This window comes from Vibrio crassostreae (assembly GCF_024347415.1).
Classification (GTDB): Bacteria; Pseudomonadota; Gammaproteobacteria; order Enterobacterales; family Vibrionaceae; genus Vibrio; species Vibrio crassostreae.
Genome location: NZ_AP025476.1, coordinates 3269825 through 3285805 on the forward strand (window position 1 = coordinate 3269825; position 15981 = coordinate 3285805).

Annotated in this window: 11 protein-coding genes; 3 read left to right on the forward strand and 8 right to left on the reverse strand. The window is 45.3% G+C overall.

Going from position 1 to position 15981, the window contains the following annotated elements; genetic code table 11:
* Positions 1–73: 73 nt before the first annotated feature.
* Positions 74–661 (reverse strand): YjaG family protein, encoded by a 588-nt coding sequence (locus tag OC193_RS14740; RefSeq protein ID WP_048663025.1) that lies wholly within the window; start codon positions 659–661, stop codon positions 74–76.
* 71 nt (positions 662–732) lie between these two features.
* Between OC193_RS14740 and OC193_RS14745 the strand changes: the two genes are divergently transcribed.
* Both OC193_RS14745 and OC193_RS14750 read left to right on the forward strand, forming a co-directional pair.
* Positions 733–1659 carry a D-2-hydroxyacid dehydrogenase gene (locus OC193_RS14745; protein ID WP_048663026.1) on the forward strand — a complete coding sequence of 309 codons (927 nt, stop codon included), beginning with the start codon at positions 733–735 and terminating at the stop codon, positions 1657–1659.
* Complete coding sequence (locus tag OC193_RS14750) at positions 1659–2252, forward strand: uracil-DNA glycosylase family protein (RefSeq protein ID WP_048663027.1); 594 nt, start codon at positions 1659–1661, stop codon at positions 2250–2252. Before OC193_RS14745 ends, OC193_RS14750 begins: the two co-directional genes overlap by 1 nt.
* 103 nt (positions 2253–2355) lie before the next feature.
* Here OC193_RS14750 and hemE read toward each other — a convergent pair whose 3' ends face one another.
* Both hemE and nudC read right to left on the reverse strand, forming a co-directional pair.
* Positions 2356–3423, reverse strand: a complete 1068-nt coding sequence (gene hemE / locus OC193_RS14755; RefSeq protein ID WP_017060530.1) for a uroporphyrinogen decarboxylase — start codon at positions 3421–3423, stop codon at positions 2356–2358.
* A 299-nt stretch (positions 3424–3722) separates the two neighbouring features.
* Complete coding sequence (nudC, locus tag OC193_RS14760) at positions 3723–4532, reverse strand: NAD(+) diphosphatase (protein ID WP_048663028.1); 810 nt, start codon at positions 4530–4532, stop codon at positions 3723–3725.
* A 165-nt stretch (positions 4533–4697) separates the two neighbouring features.
* On the opposite strand from nudC, the gene OC193_RS14765 reads away from it, so the two are divergent.
* The gene (locus tag OC193_RS14765) at positions 4698–5195 is read left to right on the forward strand and encodes an Rsd/AlgQ family anti-sigma factor (protein WP_048605474.1); all 498 of its coding nucleotides are present in this window, start codon (positions 4698–4700) and stop codon (positions 5193–5195) included.
* A gap of 351 nt (positions 5196–5546) precedes the next feature.
* On the opposite strand, the gene rpoC is transcribed toward OC193_RS14765, so the two are convergent.
* From rpoC to rplA, 5 genes are all read right to left on the reverse strand, one after another.
* The gene (gene rpoC / locus OC193_RS14770; protein WP_048663029.1) at positions 5547–9749 is read right to left on the reverse strand and encodes a DNA-directed RNA polymerase subunit beta'; all 4203 of its coding nucleotides are present in this window, start codon (positions 9747–9749) and stop codon (positions 5547–5549) included.
* A gap of 92 nt (positions 9750–9841) precedes the next feature.
* Complete coding sequence (gene rpoB, locus OC193_RS14775) at positions 9842–13870, reverse strand: DNA-directed RNA polymerase subunit beta (protein WP_017060526.1); 4029 nt, start codon at positions 13868–13870, stop codon at positions 9842–9844.
* Between the two features lie 235 nt (positions 13871–14105).
* A complete protein-coding gene (rplL, locus tag OC193_RS14780; RefSeq protein WP_017631516.1) occupies positions 14106–14474 on the reverse strand; it encodes a 50S ribosomal protein L7/L12 in 369 nt (122 codons plus the stop codon).
* 57 nt (positions 14475–14531) lie between these two features.
* A complete protein-coding gene (gene rplJ, locus OC193_RS14785; RefSeq protein WP_010435550.1) occupies positions 14532–15026 on the reverse strand; it encodes a 50S ribosomal protein L10 in 495 nt (164 codons plus the stop codon).
* Positions 15027–15276: 250 nt separating this feature from the next.
* Positions 15277–15981 carry a 50S ribosomal protein L1 gene (rplA, locus tag OC193_RS14790; RefSeq protein WP_048659214.1) on the reverse strand — a complete coding sequence of 235 codons (705 nt, stop codon included), beginning with the start codon at positions 15979–15981 and terminating at the stop codon, positions 15277–15279.

Consider the following 15981-nt stretch of genomic DNA (forward strand, 5'->3'; position numbering starts at 1 on the left):
TTGATATCGTCAGATACAATAAAGGCTCCCTAGGGAGCCTTTGTTTTTATTCGTACCTTGGTGCGATAGCGAATTATAACGCAACACCAATGTTACTGACTGAGTCTTCACGCAGTTCGTGGCGTAGGTCTTTGATCAACTCTAAGTCACGCTCAGTCGTTTCACGTAGAGGTCGGAAAATGGCCCACTGAACGTCCCACTCTTCACACACCGCTTCGTTTTCTTTCTGATTTTCGTTGGTCACTTCTTCAGCGCCTTGAGCAAACTCAAGCTCAGCAACCGTCTTCACCGATTGTTGACTCACTTTAATTACCGCTTCCAACATATGTTCACGGTCAAGCAGGCCATGAATTAGTGTTGCTAGGCCTTGGCATGCGTCCATTGCTGGGTAAACACCATAAAAATCAAAATCATCACCGCTAGGGAATAGCTCTTCAACCTTCTCAAGTTGACGCTCAAAGTTCACCTTTGCTGTTTTAACCGTCAGGATTTCCCAAATGCTATCCAAAACATCACGATAGATTCGAGCTTCCGCAAATTCTGTATTCTCACAAAACATGGCATAGTTAGGGTACATACGCTCACATAGACACGCCATAAAGGTAATTTGTTGCCAAGGTTCTAACTTTTCAAGACGAACCTGCAGTGGATTCTGAAGCATAGTCACTCAATAATTGCAGAAAAAGACAGCGAAAGTGTACTTGATAAACCCTGGGGGGAAAAGGTAAGCCGATGAACAATTTTACGAATAAGCTCTATATTCTTACTGAGCATGACGATACCTATACGCAACTGATTCTAAACCAGGATTTACCCGACCTAGAAATCACTCAATACCCCGAATCAGCACAGATTGTCTTGGCGTCACCACCTCTAATCGCAGAGCGCCTCGGCGAGTTTAAAGAGCTAGATTGGGTACAGAGTACCTATGCCGGAATCAATAAACTCACTCAGCCAGATCTGCGTCAGGACTATACGCTAACCAACGTTAAAGGCATCTTTGGCCCGGCTATCGCAGAATACGTATTGGGTTACACAATCAGTCACTGTAGACACTTCCCTCATTACCACCAGCATCAACAACAACGAAACTGGCAGCCACAGCTTTATACTAGCCTAACTGACAAAACTATGGTGATTTTAGGAACAGGTTCAATCGGCAGTCATTTGGCAAAAACCGCGGCGGCTTTTGGCATTCATACCATAGGTGTCAACCGTACGGGCATCCCATCCAAACAAGAAACCTTTAAAGAGACTTTCCACATCAATGAGATAGAGGCTGCCCTTAAGCAGGCCGATATTGTGGTCAACACCTTGCCATCAACCGCTGAAACCTATCAGCTGTTGAACCAAACCACGTTAGGTTACTGCTCTAATGTGTTGCTGTTTAATGTCGGTCGAGGGGAAAGCATCGACAATAAAGCCTTGTTGCTCGCCTTAAAAAACAGATGGGTAGAACACGCATTTTTAGATGTGTTTGAAAGTGAACCCCTCTCTCAGGAACATCCTTTCTGGAAACTACCGCAAGTCACCATCACTCCACACATCGCTGCACTCAGTGAGCCAAGACAAGTCGTCGAGATCTTCGCAGAGAATTATCAACAGTGGCGAGATGGCTTTACGCTTAATCATGTCATCGATTTTGATAAAGGTTACTGATGTCCTCTTCGTTACTTAAAGAGATTCGACAATGCCGAGCTTGTGAGCCTCACCTATCACACGGTGTTAACCCGGTGATTCAAGCACATCAAAACGCGCGCTTGCTGATCATAGGTCAAGCGCCGGGTATCAAGGTGCATGAGTCGTCCATCCCTTGGAATGACGCGAGTGGCGAACGATTAAGAGGATGGTTAGGGATAGATAGCGATACTTTTTACGACGAGCAAAAAGTCGCGATTGTGCCTATGGGGTTTTGTTATCCGGGGAAAGGGAAAAGTGGTGATCTTCCACCACGCAAAGAGTGCGCGGAGCTTTGGCATAACAAAGTGCTGCAATCTCTACCCAATATTCAAATGACATTGCTGATTGGCCAGTACGCACAAAACCATTACCTAACAAACAAAACCACCAGCACATTGACCGAAACCGTGCGTGATTGGCAAAGGTGGGCGCCTGAGTTTTTGCCATTACCCCACCCTTCGCCACGCAATAATATCTGGCTCAAGAAGAACCCTTGGTTTGAAAATGAAGTCATTCCTTATATCAGGAAACACATCTCAGAGCATTTGGCCTACCATGATCCAAATACCTAATTAACTGCACACAACAAGATTAAACCGCCATCAAATGCCAATTTCAGGCAATAAAAAAGCGCCGTTGGTTTCCCAACAGCGCTTTCAATCATCTTACTCAGAATTACTTGTGGTAAGGCTTAGACAATTCGTGAACAGCGTCAACGAATACACCAGCGTTCTCTGGCGGTACATCTAAGTGGATACCGTGGCCTAGGTTAAATACATGACCTGTACCACCGTCGCCGAAGCCTTCAAGGATGCTGCCCACTTCTTCGCGAATACGTTCAGGCTGAGCGTAAAGCATTGAAGGATCCATGTTACCTTGCAGAGCAACTTTGTCGCCGATGCGAGCTTTTGCATCTGCGATGTTGATTGTCCAGTCTAGACCAACCGCATCACAACCTGTTGCTGCGATAGACTCAAGCCACATGCCACCGTTCTTAGTGAACAAAGTAACCGGTACACGACGACCTTCGTTTTCACGGATTAAGCCATCAACGATTTTGTGCATGTATTGCAGTGAGAATAGGTTGTAGTCACGAGGAGTCAGTACACCACCCCATGTATCAAATACCATTACTGATTGAGCACCCGCTTTAATTTGCGCGTTCAGGTATTCGATAACACTGTCAGCCAGCTTGTCTAGAAGCAGGTGCAGTGTTTGTGGTTCTGCGTACATCATCTTTTTGATCTTAGTGAATGCTTTAGAGCTCCCACCTTCAACCATGTATGTCGCTAGAGTCCATGGGCTACCAGAGAAACCAATCAGCGGCACTTCGCCTTTCAGGTCTTTACGGATCTGACGAACGGCATTCATTACGTATTGAAGCTCACCTTCTGGATCGGGTAAGCCAATCTTCTCTACGTCAGCTTTACACGTGATAGGACGCTCAAACTTAGGACCTTCACCTGTTTCAAAGTACAAACCTAAGCCCATTGCATCAGGGATAGTTAGGATGTCTGAGAACAAGATTGCCGCATCAAGCGGGAAACGACGTAAAGGTTGAAGTGTTACTTCTGATGCCAGTTCCGCGTTTTTGCACAAAGACATGAAATCGCCCGCTTCAGCGCGCGTTGCTTTGTACTCAGGAAGATATCGGCCAGCTTGGCGCATCATCCATACCGGTGTGTAATCAACAGGCTGTTTTAAAAGTGCGCGTAAATAGCGATCGTTTTTTAATTCGGTCATTCCGTTAAATTCCAATTCAATCTTGTCTAGTTTTGATGGCAAGTATTCTAACACTGATTGAAGGGTAAAAGCTGTGTGCTTTGCAACCTAGATCAAGTTATTAACTTTTAAATCAATGCTTAATTTGCACCCAATTACGGGAGCATGTTAAAAATTTGTTCGCTAGCGAAAATTACAATTATAACATCTGAGTAGTCACTACTCAGCATCTCATAACGACATCTTACTTACCCCCTCCACTTGTGGAGGGTTTTTTTTAGCTTTTGACCACCCATAGCCCAAATACTATCACAGGTAAATTAGCGCTCTAGCATCTGCTCCGTAACACCAACTTTTACCACGTCATTAACTGTTTTCTCAATCAACTGTCTCGCAATAGTTCCAACAGGAGCAACATCAGGCAGACTTGTTACGTCAAACCATTGAGCATCCGAAAGCTCACTGTAGTCTGGCTTAAGCGTGCCACCCGCATAATCTGCGAGAAAGCCCATCATCATACTCGATGGAAACGCCCATGGTTGGCTGCCAAAGTAACGAATATTACCGACATCGATACCCGTTTCTTCTTTGACTTCCCTTGCCACACACTGCTCTAGAGTCTCTCCAACCTCTAGGAAGCCCGCTATCACGGTATACATGCCTGTTTTATGTCTTGGGTGCTGCGCAAGCAATATCTTGTTGTGGTTTCGTACAGCGACAATGATGCACGGGAAGATACGAGGATAATGAAGCGTGCGGCAATCTCCACACTGCATCGCCACCTGGTTATGATTGAGGTGATTACGGCCGCCACATTGAGGGCAAAAGCGCATACTTTGAGTCATATGCCCATATTGGATGGCTTTGCTTGCAGTCAAGAAACTCGCTTCAGGCCAGTGCAGCAACTCTCTTAGGCTGACCATGCTCAACTTATTCTCCACATCACAATCGTTGAGCCAATACACCTTGCGACCTTGATGTTGACCAATACAGATTGCATGCTCAATACTCAGCCCTAGCTCTTCAGCAGAGCCAAACGGAAACTGATCATTATTAACCCAAATATCACTACCAGAAACGACGCACCAATAAGCTTGCTCTGTCATTTTTTTATCACTTTTTTTTAACATCCCTATGCCTCATTGCTTGCAGTTCGTTCATTTTACTGGCAATCTAATTTCATACTAGAGTTGTAGCAGAGAATATTTCAAGCTATTACTTTTAGTAGCTACCAATAAAACGGACCCTGCTTAGGCAATTACTTGATCACAAGGTTGTGATCAGATCATGAGGACATGGTCATGCTAAATAAATTCAAACAAATACAAGAACAATGGGGTGGCTCTAATGAGGTCATCGATCATTGGCTCGAAACTCGACAGTCTCTAATCGTTGAGTATTGTAAGCTTGCCGCGCTGCAGCCTTCATCGTCGAAAGCAACTGCAATCACCGAACTGCCTTCTCCAGAAGAGCTCCAAAAATTCAGCCAACACCTTGTTGATTACATCTCTGAAGGTCATTTCAAAATCTATGACATGGTGATGGATAAATGGCAGTCTACTGGCTTCAAAGCAACAGACGAAATCAACCAATCTTATGGTCATATCGTTCTTACCACAGATCCACTGCTCAACTTCACCGATAAATACGCTGCCATTGAAGCGACCGATACATTAGAAAGCTTTGATAGTGAGCTATCACTCGTTGGTGAGATTCTTGAGGCGAGATTTGCGGTTGAAGACCAACTGATACAACAAATTGCCGACAGCCTAGCGGTCCCACCAGGAGCGTAATGGCTTAACATCTTCTAAGCTTGCCTCTGTGCAAGCTTTTTGTTTTGTCTGTATCGTTACCTAAAACATCCAACTCTTCTACCAGAGGTTATTGGTTCGTCCCTACTCTGATGTTTTGCGATAACCAGACTTAACACTTGTCACCAGTTTCACCCTCATGCTCTTGCTGCAAACACTCAAAACTACCTTCGAAAAAGTACTCGTGACTAAGTCCACCAGCCAAGCAATCAAGCAATCAAGCAAACCTATCAAATTCTAATCTATAGGCCCTCGTTAAACACCAATACGCCAGATACAAAAAAGGCACCCAAAGGTGCCTTTTTCTTATCTCTTAGAGACTACTCGTAGAGCTTACTCTTCTGAAGAGAAACCAGCGTTTAGAAGTGCTGCTAGGTTGTCAGTAGCTTGTTCAGCTGAAGGACCTTCTTGCTCTTCTTCACGTTGCTTTTGACGCTCTTGGTGGTATGCGAAACCAGTACCAGCTGGGATCAGACGACCAACAATTACGTTCTCTTTCAGACCGCGAAGGTCATCACGCTTACCAGAAACCGCAGCTTCTGTTAGTACGCGAGTCGTTTCTTGGAACGATGCAGCTGAGATGAATGACTCAGTTGCAAGAGATGCTTTAGTAATACCTAGTAGATCACGTTCGAAACGTACTAGTTCTTTACCTTCAGCTTCTAGCTTACGGTTAGCAATCTTAACATTGTGGTACTCAACTTGTTCGCCAGGTAGGAACGGAGAGTCACCAGAATGAGTGATTGTACACTTACGTAGCATTTGACGAACGATAGTCTCGATGTGCTTATCGTTAATCTTTACGCCTTGTAAGCGGTAAACTTCTTGAACTTCGTTCGCGATGTACTGAGTTACTGCGTGGATACCACGTAGACGCAGGATATCGTGTGGAGTTTCAGGACCGTCGGCGATTACATCACCACGTTCAATCTTCTCACCTTCGAACACGTTCAATTGACGATGCTTAGGAATCATCTCTTCGTAAGCGTCACCGCCTTCACGAGTGATTACTAGACGACGCTTACCTTTCGTTTCTTTACCGAAAGACACAGTACCTGTGTGCTCAGCAAGGATCGCAGGCTCTTTAGGCTTACGAGCTTCGAATAGGTCAGCTACGCGTGGTAGACCACCGGTGATATCTTTGTTTCCGCTCGATTTTTGAGGGATACGAGATAGTGTGTCACCAATGCCAACTTCAGCGCCATCTTCAATGTTTACAATCGCTTTGCCAGGTAGGAAGTAGTGAGCTGGCATATCAGTACCAGGGATCATTACGTCGTTACCTTGCTCATCAACAAGTTTGATAGCTGGACGCATATCTTTACCTGCTGCTGGGCGAGCTGCTGCGTCTGTAACTTCACTTGAAGAAAGACCCGTTAGATCGTCAGTTTGACGAGAAACTGTAATACCATCGATCATATCTACGAATTGGATACGACCTGCCACTTCAGTGATGATTGGCATGGTATGCGCTTCCCAGTTAGCTACAACTTCACCAGTAGTAACTGCTGCGTTGTCGCCTTTGGTTAGCATCGAGCCGTAAGGAAGTTTGTGCTTCTCTTTAGTACGGCCGAATTCATCAATAATCGTCATCTCAGATGCACGAGAAGTGATAACCAGTTTCTTATCTTTGTTAACTACGAACTTAGCATTGTGAAGTTTCACAGTACCAGTTGTCTTAGCTTGGATGCTGTTCTCTGCTGCTGCAGTAGATGCCGCACCACCGATGTGGAACGTACGCATCGTTAGCTGTGTACCCGGTTCACCGATAGATTGTGCAGCGATAACACCAACTGCTTCACCTTGGTTCACTAGGTGACCACGTGCTAGGTCACGACCGTAACACTGCGCACAACAACCGAAGTCTGCATCACAGGTAACAACAGAGCGCACTTTCATGCTATCTACTGAGTTGTCTTCCATGATTTGACACCACTTCTCATCAATCAGAGTATTACGTGGAATCAGTACATCTTCAGTACCAGGCTTAAGAACGTCTTCAGCTACTACACGACCTAGAGCAAGCTCAGAAAGTGCAACTTTAACGTCACCACCTTCGATGTGAGGCATCATGTCGATACCTTCATGCGTGCCACAGTCATGTTCGTGTACTACAACGTCTTGAGCAACGTCTACTAGACGACGAGTTAGGTAACCCGAGTTTGCTGTTTTCAGTGCTGTATCCGCAAGACCCTTACGAGCACCGTGCGTTGAGATAAAGTACTGAAGGACGTTTAGGCCTTCTTTAAAGTTCGCTGTGATCGGCGTTTCGATGATTGAACCATCTGGACGCGCCATCAGACCACGCATACCTGCTAGCTGACGAATCTGAGCTGCAGAACCACGTGCGCCCGAGTCGGCCATCATGTAGATGCTGTTGAACGATTCTTGCTGTTCTTCTTCGCCGTCACGGTTGATAACTGTTTCAGAAGATAGGTTATCCATCATTGCTTTCGCAACGCGGTCATTCGTAGATGCCCAGATATCGATAACTTTGTTGTAACGCTCACCCGCAGTAACAAGACCAGATTGGAATTGCTCTTGGATTTCGCGAACTTCTTCTTCAGCAGATTCAATTTCATCGTATTTCGCTTGAGGTACAACCATATCGTCGATACCTACAGAAACACCAGAAAGTGCAGCGTATGCAAAACCTGCGTACATGATTTGGTCAGCAAATACTACTGTATCTTTTAGACCAAGCTTACGGTAACACTCGTTAAGAAGAGTAGAGATCTGCTTCTTACCTAACTTTTGGTTAACGATGCTGTACGGTAGACCAGCTGGAACGATTTGCCATAGCATTGCACGGCCGACAGTTGTATCAACCATCTTCGTTTCAGTAGTGCTGTTACCATCTTCGTCTACTACAGTCTCGGTGATACGTACTTTAACGCGAGCGTGTAACTCAGCAGTCTTAGTACGGTATGCCTTTTCAGCCTCAGCAGGGCCAGCAAGGTACATACCTTCGCCTTTCACGTTGATCTTGTCACGTGTCATGTAGTAAAGACCCAATACAACGTCCTGAGAAGGTACGATGATCGGATCACCTGACGCTGGCGACAGAATGTTATTCGTCGACATCATCAGTGTACGTGCTTCAAGCTGTGCTTCTAGAGTTAGAGGCACGTGTACCGCCATTTGGTCACCATCGAAGTCGGCGTTGTATGCCGCACACACTAGTGGGTGAAGCTGAATCGCTTTACCTTCGATTAGTACTGGTTCAAACGCTTGGATACCTAGACGGTGAAGTGTAGGTGCACGGTTAAGCAGTACTGGGTGTTCGCGGATTACTTCGTCTAGGATATCCCAAACGATAGCTTCTTCGCGCTCTACCATCTTCTTAGCAGCTTTGATTGTCGTAGCCATGCCACGAGTTTCTAGCTTGCTGTAGATGAACGGCTTAAATAGCTCAAGTGCCATCTTCTTAGGAAGACCACACTGATGTAGACGAAGGTATGGACCTACTGTGATTACAGAACGGCCAGAGTAGTCTACACGTTTACCTAGAAGGTTCTGACGGAAACGACCCTGTTTACCCTTGATCATATCAGCAAGAGATTTCAGAGGACGCTTGTTCGAACCAGTGATAGCACGACCACGACGACCGTTATCTAGAAGTGCATCAACAGACTCTTGCAGCATACGTTTTTCGTTACGTACGATGATGTCCGGAGCAGCTAGCTCTAGAAGACGCTTCAAACGGTTGTTACGGTTGATCACACGACGGTAAAGGTCGTTCAGATCTGAAGTCGCAAAACGACCGCCATCTAGTGGTACTAGAGGACGTAGATCTGGCGGCAGAACCGGAAGTACAGTCAGAATCATCCATTGCGGATCGTTACCCGATGCAATGAACGCTTCAACTAGCTTCAGGCGCTTAGTAACTTTTTTACGCTTAGTTTCTGAGTTAGTTGTTTCTAACTCTTCGCGCATTTCTTCCACTTCTTGATGAAGGTCCATTGTTGCAAGCAGATCTTTGATCGCTTCAGCACCCATCTTAGCAGTGAATTCGTCACCCCACTCTTCTAGACGATCCAGATACTCTTCTTCAGTAAGCATCTGAGATTTTTCTAGATCAGTCATACCTGGTTCAGTTACTACGTACATCTCGAAGTAAAGAACACGTTCGATATCACGTAGAGGGATATCCATTAGTAGACCGATACGAGACGGTAGTGATTTTAGGAACCAGATGTGAGCAACTGGTGAAGCTAGCTCGATGTGGCCCATGCGGTCACGACGAACTTTAGTTTGTGTAACTTCAACGCCACACTTCTCACAGATAACACCACGGTGCTTCAGGCGCTTGTATTTGCCACAAAGACATTCGTAGTCTTTAACTGGACCAAAAATACGTGCACAGAACAGACCATCTCGTTCAGGTTTGAACGTACGATAGTTAATTGTTTCCGGCTTTTTAACTTCACCAAAAGACCATGAACGGATCATGTCTGGTGAAGATAGACCGATTTTGATTGCATCAAATTCTTCGGTCTTATGCTGTGCTTTTAGAAAGTTTAATAAGTCTTTCACATTCAGCTCCTGTAAGGAGTTAAAGGAGCTCACTGCTGTAGCAAGCTCCCTTTTACCAAATAATCCTATCTTCTTTTAAAAAAGAGGAGGGATTACTCTTCGTCTTCTAGCTCGATGTTGATACCTAGCGAGCGAATCTCTTTCAACAGTACGTTGAACGACTCAGGCATACCAGGTTCCATGCTATGGTTACCGTCTACGATGTTCTTATACATCTTAGTACGGCCGTTAACGTCATCCGACTTAACTGTTAGCATTTCTTGTAGAGTATATGCAGCACCGTATGCTTCTAGTGCCCATACTTCCATCTCACCGAAACGCTGACCACCGAACTGAGCTTTACCACCAAGTGGTTGCTGAGTTACTAGGCTGTAAGAACCAGTTGAACGAGCGTGCATCTTGTCATCAACCAAGTGGTTCAGTTTCAGCATGTACATGTAACCAACAGTTACAGGACGCTCAAACGAATCACCAGTACGACCATCAAACAGTTTAAGCTGACCAGATTCTGGCAGATCACCCAGTTTAAGTAGTTCTTTGATTAGAGACTCAGAAGCACCGTCGAACACAGGAGTAGCAATCGGTAGACCGCCACGTAGGTTCTTGATCAGTGTACGAACTTGATCATCAGACAGTTCAGCAATATCAACTTTCTGACGAGTATCACCAAGATCGTAAACCTTCTGTAGGAACTCACGGAACTTATGCAGTTCTTGTTGTTCCTTAACCATTTGGTTGATCTTGTCACCGATACCTTTCGCAGCCAAACCTAAGTGAACTTCTAGGATCTGACCGATGTTCATACGCGATGGTACACCCAGCGGGTTAAGTACGATGTCTACAGGCTGACCTTTCTCATCGTATGGCATGTCTTCAACAGGGTTAATCTTAGAGATTACACCTTTGTTACCGTGACGACCGGCCATCTTATCACCAGGCTGGATACGACGTTTAACCGCTAGGTAAACTTTAACAATCTTAAGAACGCCAGGCGCTAGATCATCACCTTGAGTGATTTTACGACGCTTAGTTTCAAACTTCTTATCGAAGTCTGCTTTTAGCTCATCCCACTGCTCAGCAAGTTGCTCAAGCTGTGTTTGTAGCGCATCGTCTTCTAGAACTTGCTCTAGCCATTGCTTACGACCGATAGTATCAAGCTTAGCTTCAGAGTAACCACCAGACAGAAGTACAGCTTTAACACGGTTAAGAAGGCCACCCTCAAGAATTTGGAACTCTTCAGTTAGGTCTTTCTTAGCTTCTTTAAGCTGCATCTGTTCGATTTCAAGTGCACGCTTGTCTTTCTCTACGCCATCGCGAGTGAAGACTTGTACATCGATGATAGTACCCGAAACAGAGTTTGGTACACGTAGAGAAGTATCTTTAACATCAGATGCTTTCTCACCGAAGATAGCACGTAGTAGCTTCTCTTCAGGAGTCAGTTGAGTTTCACCTTTAGGGGTTACTTTACCAACTAGGATGTCGCCACCCTTAACTTCAGCACCAATGTAAACGATACCTGACTCGTCTAGTTTAGACAGAGCAGACTCACCTACGTTTGGAATATCAGCTGTGATCTCTTCAGAACCCAGCTTAGTATCACGAGCCACACAAGATAGTTCTTGGATGTGGATTGTCGTGAAACGGTCTTCTTGAACTACGCGCTCAGATACTAAGATCGAGTCTTCGAAGTTGTAACCGTTCCAAGGCATGAATGCGATACGCATGTTTTGGCCAAGAGCAAGTTCACCGAGGTCTGTTGAAGGACCATCAGCAAGAACATCGCCGCGTGCAACTGGTTCACCTGGAAGTACAGTTGGACGTTGGTTAATACATGTGTTTTGGTTCGAACGCGTGTACTTAGTTAGGTTGTAGATATCGATACCAGCTTCGCCAGGTACCAATTCATCTTCGTTAACCTTAACTACGATACGAGAAGCGTCTACAGACTGAACTTGACCACCACGTTTAGCAACTGCTGTAACACCAGAGTCAACTGCGATGTTACGTTCGATACCCGTACCTACTAGAGGCTTATCAGCCTTAAGTGTTGGTACAGCTTGACGTTGCATGTTGGCACCCATCAATGCACGGTTCGCATCATCGTGTTCTAGGAACGGGATAAGCGAAGCAGCGATAGATACAACTTGGTTTGTCGCAACGTCCATGTAGTCAACGTGATCGCGTGGGTGAAGACCAGATTCACCTTTTTGACGAGCTGTGATTAGCTCATCTGCAAACGTACCTTCTTCAGTAAGAATGGTGTTTGCTTGCGCGATTACGAATTGACCTTCCTGGATTGCAGACAGGTAATCAACTTCTTCTGTTACTACACCATCAACTACACGACGGTACGGAGTTTCTAGGAAACCGTAATCGTTACAACGTGCAAACGCAGATAGCGAGTTAATTAGACCGATGTTTGGACCTTCAGGCGTTTCGATCGGACATAGACGACCGTAGTGAGTTACGTGAACGTCACGTACTTCGAAGCCTGCGCGCTCACGAGTAAGACCACCAGGACCTAAAGCAGAGATACGACGTTTGTGCGTAACTTCTGACAATGGGTTGTTTTGGTCCATGAACTGTGAAAGCTGTGAAGAGCCAAAGAATTCTTTAACTGCAGCAGAGATCGGCTTAGCGTTGATAAGATCTTGAGGCATGATTGCATCAAGGTCACCAAGGCTTAGGCGTTCTTTAACGGCACGTTCTACACGAACTAGACCAACACGGAATTGGTTTTCTGCCATTTCACCTACAGAACGGATACGACGGTTGCCAAGGTGGTCGATATCGTCCACTTCACCAATACCGTTACGGATACCAATCAGTTTCTTCATCACTTCGATGATGTCTGATTCATCCAGAGTACCGCGCTCTTCTTCTTCTTCACGCTCGATAGAGCTGTTGAACTTCATACGACCTACAGTTGATAGGTCGTAACGTTCTTCAGAGAAGAATAGGCTTTCGAATAGAGACTCTGCAGCTTCTTTCGTTGGTGGCTCGCCAGGACGCATCATGCGGTAGATTTCTACCAATGCAGAGATGCGATCTACTGTGCTATCTGCACGTAGAGTGTCTGACATGAATGGACCGTGATCTAGGTCATTCGTGAACAGAGTTTGTAGAGCCTTGTGGCCTGCTTGAGACAGGTTAGCAAGTGCTTCTAGGCTAATCTCTTGGTTCGCGCCAACGATGATCTCGCCAGTTGCTTCATTGATGTAATCTTTAGATGCAACTTTACCAACGATGTACTCTACTGGTACTTCGATGTGCTCAACGCCATCTTTTTCAAGTTGACGGATATGGCGAGCAGTAACACGACGACCAGTCTCAACGTAAGTTTTGCCGTTTGCTTCGATGTCGAATGACGCAGTTTCACCACGTAGACGATCAGGAACCAACTCCATAAGAAGAGTTTGGTCTTTAACTTCGAAGTTCACTTTGTCGAAGAACAGATCAAGGATCTCTTCAGTCGATTTACCAAGTGCACGAAGAATAATCGATGCTGGTAGCTTACGACGACGGTCGATACGTACGAATAAGTTATCCTTAGGATCGAACTCAAAGTCTAACCATGAGCCACGGTAAGGAATTACACGTGCGTTATAAAGAACTTTACCTGATGAGTGGGTCTTACCCTTATCACTGTCGAAGAACACGCCTGGGCTTCGGTGCAGCTGGGATACGATAACCCTCTCGGTACCATTAATTACGAAAGTACCATTGTCTGTCATAAGCGGAATTTCGCCCATGTAGACTTCTTGTTCTTTAATGTCTTTTACAGTACCTGCTGGTGCATCTCGATCAAAGATAACTAGACGTAGTTTTACGCGTAGTGGCTTTGAGTAAGTAACACCGCGGATTTGACATTCTTTAACGTCAAAAACTGGCTCACCAAGACGGTAGCTAACGTATTGCAGCTCAGAATTGCCGTTGTAGCTCTGAATTGGAAATACAGAACGGAAAGCAGCTTCAAGACCGTATTGACCTTCTGGATCCTGTTCGATGAATTTGTCGAAAGAATCAAGCTGGATCGATAACAGGTATGGAATGTCCAAAACTTGTGGACGAGTACCAAAATCCTTACGGATGCGCTTTTTCTCGGTATAAGAGTAAACCATGGGGTTCCTCAGCTCGCTGATAAGTGACCCAAACCACCCAAAACACTCTTCAGAGGGGGTGGTGACAAACAGCTGTTTAGTGGTAGTGAACAATCATTTCGAAAAAATGACTGTTTTTTTGCTCGGATTATGACGGTTAAACAGCGGAAATTTCGTCATAGCCCTACAGCGCAAAAAGGCCGGTGGTTAATAAACCACCAGCCATTAGCCTTGCGGCTATGAAATTAAGTAATAATTACTTGATTTCAACAGAAGCGCCAGCTTCTTCTAGCTGTGCTTTAAGAGCTTCAGCTTCAGCTTTGTCAACGCCTTCTTTAAGCGCTGCAGGAGCTGAGTCTACAAGACCTTTAGCTTCTTTAAGACCTAGGCCAGTTGCGCCACGTACAGCTTTGATAACTTGTACTTTGTTAGCGCCAGCAGCAGTTAGGATAACGTCGAATTCAGTTTGCTCAGCAGCAGCGTCACCGCCAGCTGCGCCGCCAGCTACAACAGCAGCAGCTGCAGTAACGCCGAATTTCTCTTCCATAGCTTCGATAAGCTCAACAACTTGCATTACAGACATTTCTGCAACTGCGTCTAGGATTTGCTCGTTAGTAATAGACATAACAATTCTCTTTTAAGTCAACAATAAGTTTAAATAGCAACCAGTGAAAAGCAAGGCTTATGCCGCAGCTTCTTCTTTTTGGTCGCGAACAGCAGCGATAGTACGAACCAGCTTGCCAGCAGAAGCTTCTTTCATGCACATCATTAGGCGTGCGATAGCTTCGTCGTAAGTTGGTAGTGTCGCTAGTACTTCAGCATCAGTAACTGCGCCTTCAAATGCAGCAGCTTTGATCTCGAAATCTTTATTCTCTTTAGCGAAGTCTTTGAAAAGACGCGCTGCAGCACCTGGGTGCTCATTAGAGAATGCGATCAGAGTTGGACCAGTGAAAGTGTCTACTAGACACTCGTAGTCTGTACCCTGAACCGCACGGCGTGCTAGTGTGTTACGAACAACTTTCATGTAAACACCCGCTTCGCGAGCTTGTTTACGTAGAGAAGTCATTGCGCCAACTTCAACGCCACGAGAATCAGCTACAACTGCAGAAAGTGCACCACTGGCAGCTTCGTTGACTTCAGCAACAATTGCTTTTTTGTCTTGAAGATTTAAAGCCATTTGGATTAACCTCTGGTTGTGATTACAGCACTCAATACAAAATGTAATGAGCGTTTACGATGTTATTTAAAAATGAATAAATTCACTTCAAACCACAACATCGCCTACGTAGGTTTTATTAAGCTATCAATAATCTAATGAAAATCGACAGCGCCTACGGTCTTGGGATAGATGATTTCAAATTGCTTCAAAACCACCCAACCACAAATATTAGGCGCAGAAGTATACACTAAATCTGCGCCTAAGCAAATTAGTTTGCTTGAGTGTCAAGACTAGCTTGATCAACAGCAACACCAGCACCCATCGTAGTAGAGATGCTTACTTTCTTCAGGTAAGTACCCTTAGCTGAAGAAGGCTTAGCTTTCTTAAGAGCAACTAGAAGAGCTTCTAGGTTCTCTTGAAGCTGGTTAGCTTCGAAAGATGCTTTACCGATAGTAGTGTGGATGATGCCGTTCTTGTCGTTACGGTAACGAACCTGACCAGCTTTAGCGTTCTTAACCGCTTCAGCAACGTTAGGAGTTACAGTACCAACTTTAGGGTTTGGCATAAGGCCGCGTGGACCTAGGATTGTACCTAGTTGACCAACAACACGCATTGCATCTGGAGAAGCAACAACAACGTCGAAGTTCATTTCGCCTTTTTTCACTTGCTCAGCAAGATCTTCCATACCAACGATATCTGCGCCAGCTGCTTTAGCTGCTTCTGCGTTTGCACCTTGAGTGAACACAGCAACACGGATGTCACGGCCAGTACCGTGAGGTAGCACAGTTGCGCCACGAACGTTTTGGTCAGATTTACGAGCATCGATGCCTAGGTTAACAGCAACATCTACAGACTCAACGAATTTAGCAGTCGCTAGTTCTTTAAGAAGAGCAACAGCTTCGTTGATTTCGTATTCTTTAGTCGCGTCAACTTTGTCGCGGATTACGCGCATACGCTTAGTAAGTTTAGCCAT

Bases quoted from the DNA above. Each gene is read 5' to 3' on its own strand.
- OC193_RS14740 (WP_048663025.1), bottom strand. From the start codon at position 661: ATGCTTCAGAATCCACTGCAGGTTCGTCTTGAAAAGTTAGAACCTTGG.
- OC193_RS14745 (WP_048663026.1), top strand. From the start codon at position 733: ATGAACAATTTTACGAATAAGCTCTATATTCTTACTGAGCATGACGAT.
- OC193_RS14750 (WP_048663027.1), top strand. From the start codon at position 1,659: ATGTCCTCTTCGTTACTTAAAGAGATTCGACAATGCCGAGCTTGTGAG.
- hemE (WP_017060530.1), bottom strand. From the start codon at position 3,423: ATGACCGAATTAAAAAACGATCGCTATTTACGCGCACTTTTAAAACAG.
- nudC (WP_048663028.1), bottom strand. From the start codon at position 4,532: ATGTTAAAAAAAAGTGATAAAAAAATGACAGAGCAAGCTTATTGGTGC.
- OC193_RS14765 (WP_048605474.1), top strand. From the start codon at position 4,698: ATGGTCATGCTAAATAAATTCAAACAAATACAAGAACAATGGGGTGGC.
- rpoB (WP_017060526.1), bottom strand. From the start codon at position 13,870: ATGGTTTACTCTTATACCGAGAAAAAGCGCATCCGTAAGGATTTTGGT.
- rplL (WP_017631516.1), bottom strand. From the start codon at position 14,474: ATGTCTATTACTAACGAGCAAATCCTAGACGCAGTTGCAGAAATGTCT.
- rplJ (WP_010435550.1), bottom strand. From the start codon at position 15,026: ATGGCTTTAAATCTTCAAGACAAAAAAGCAATTGTTGCTGAAGTCAAC.
- rplA (WP_048659214.1), bottom strand. From the start codon at position 15,981: ATGGCTAAACTTACTAAGCGTATGCGCGTAATCCGCGACAAAGTTGAC.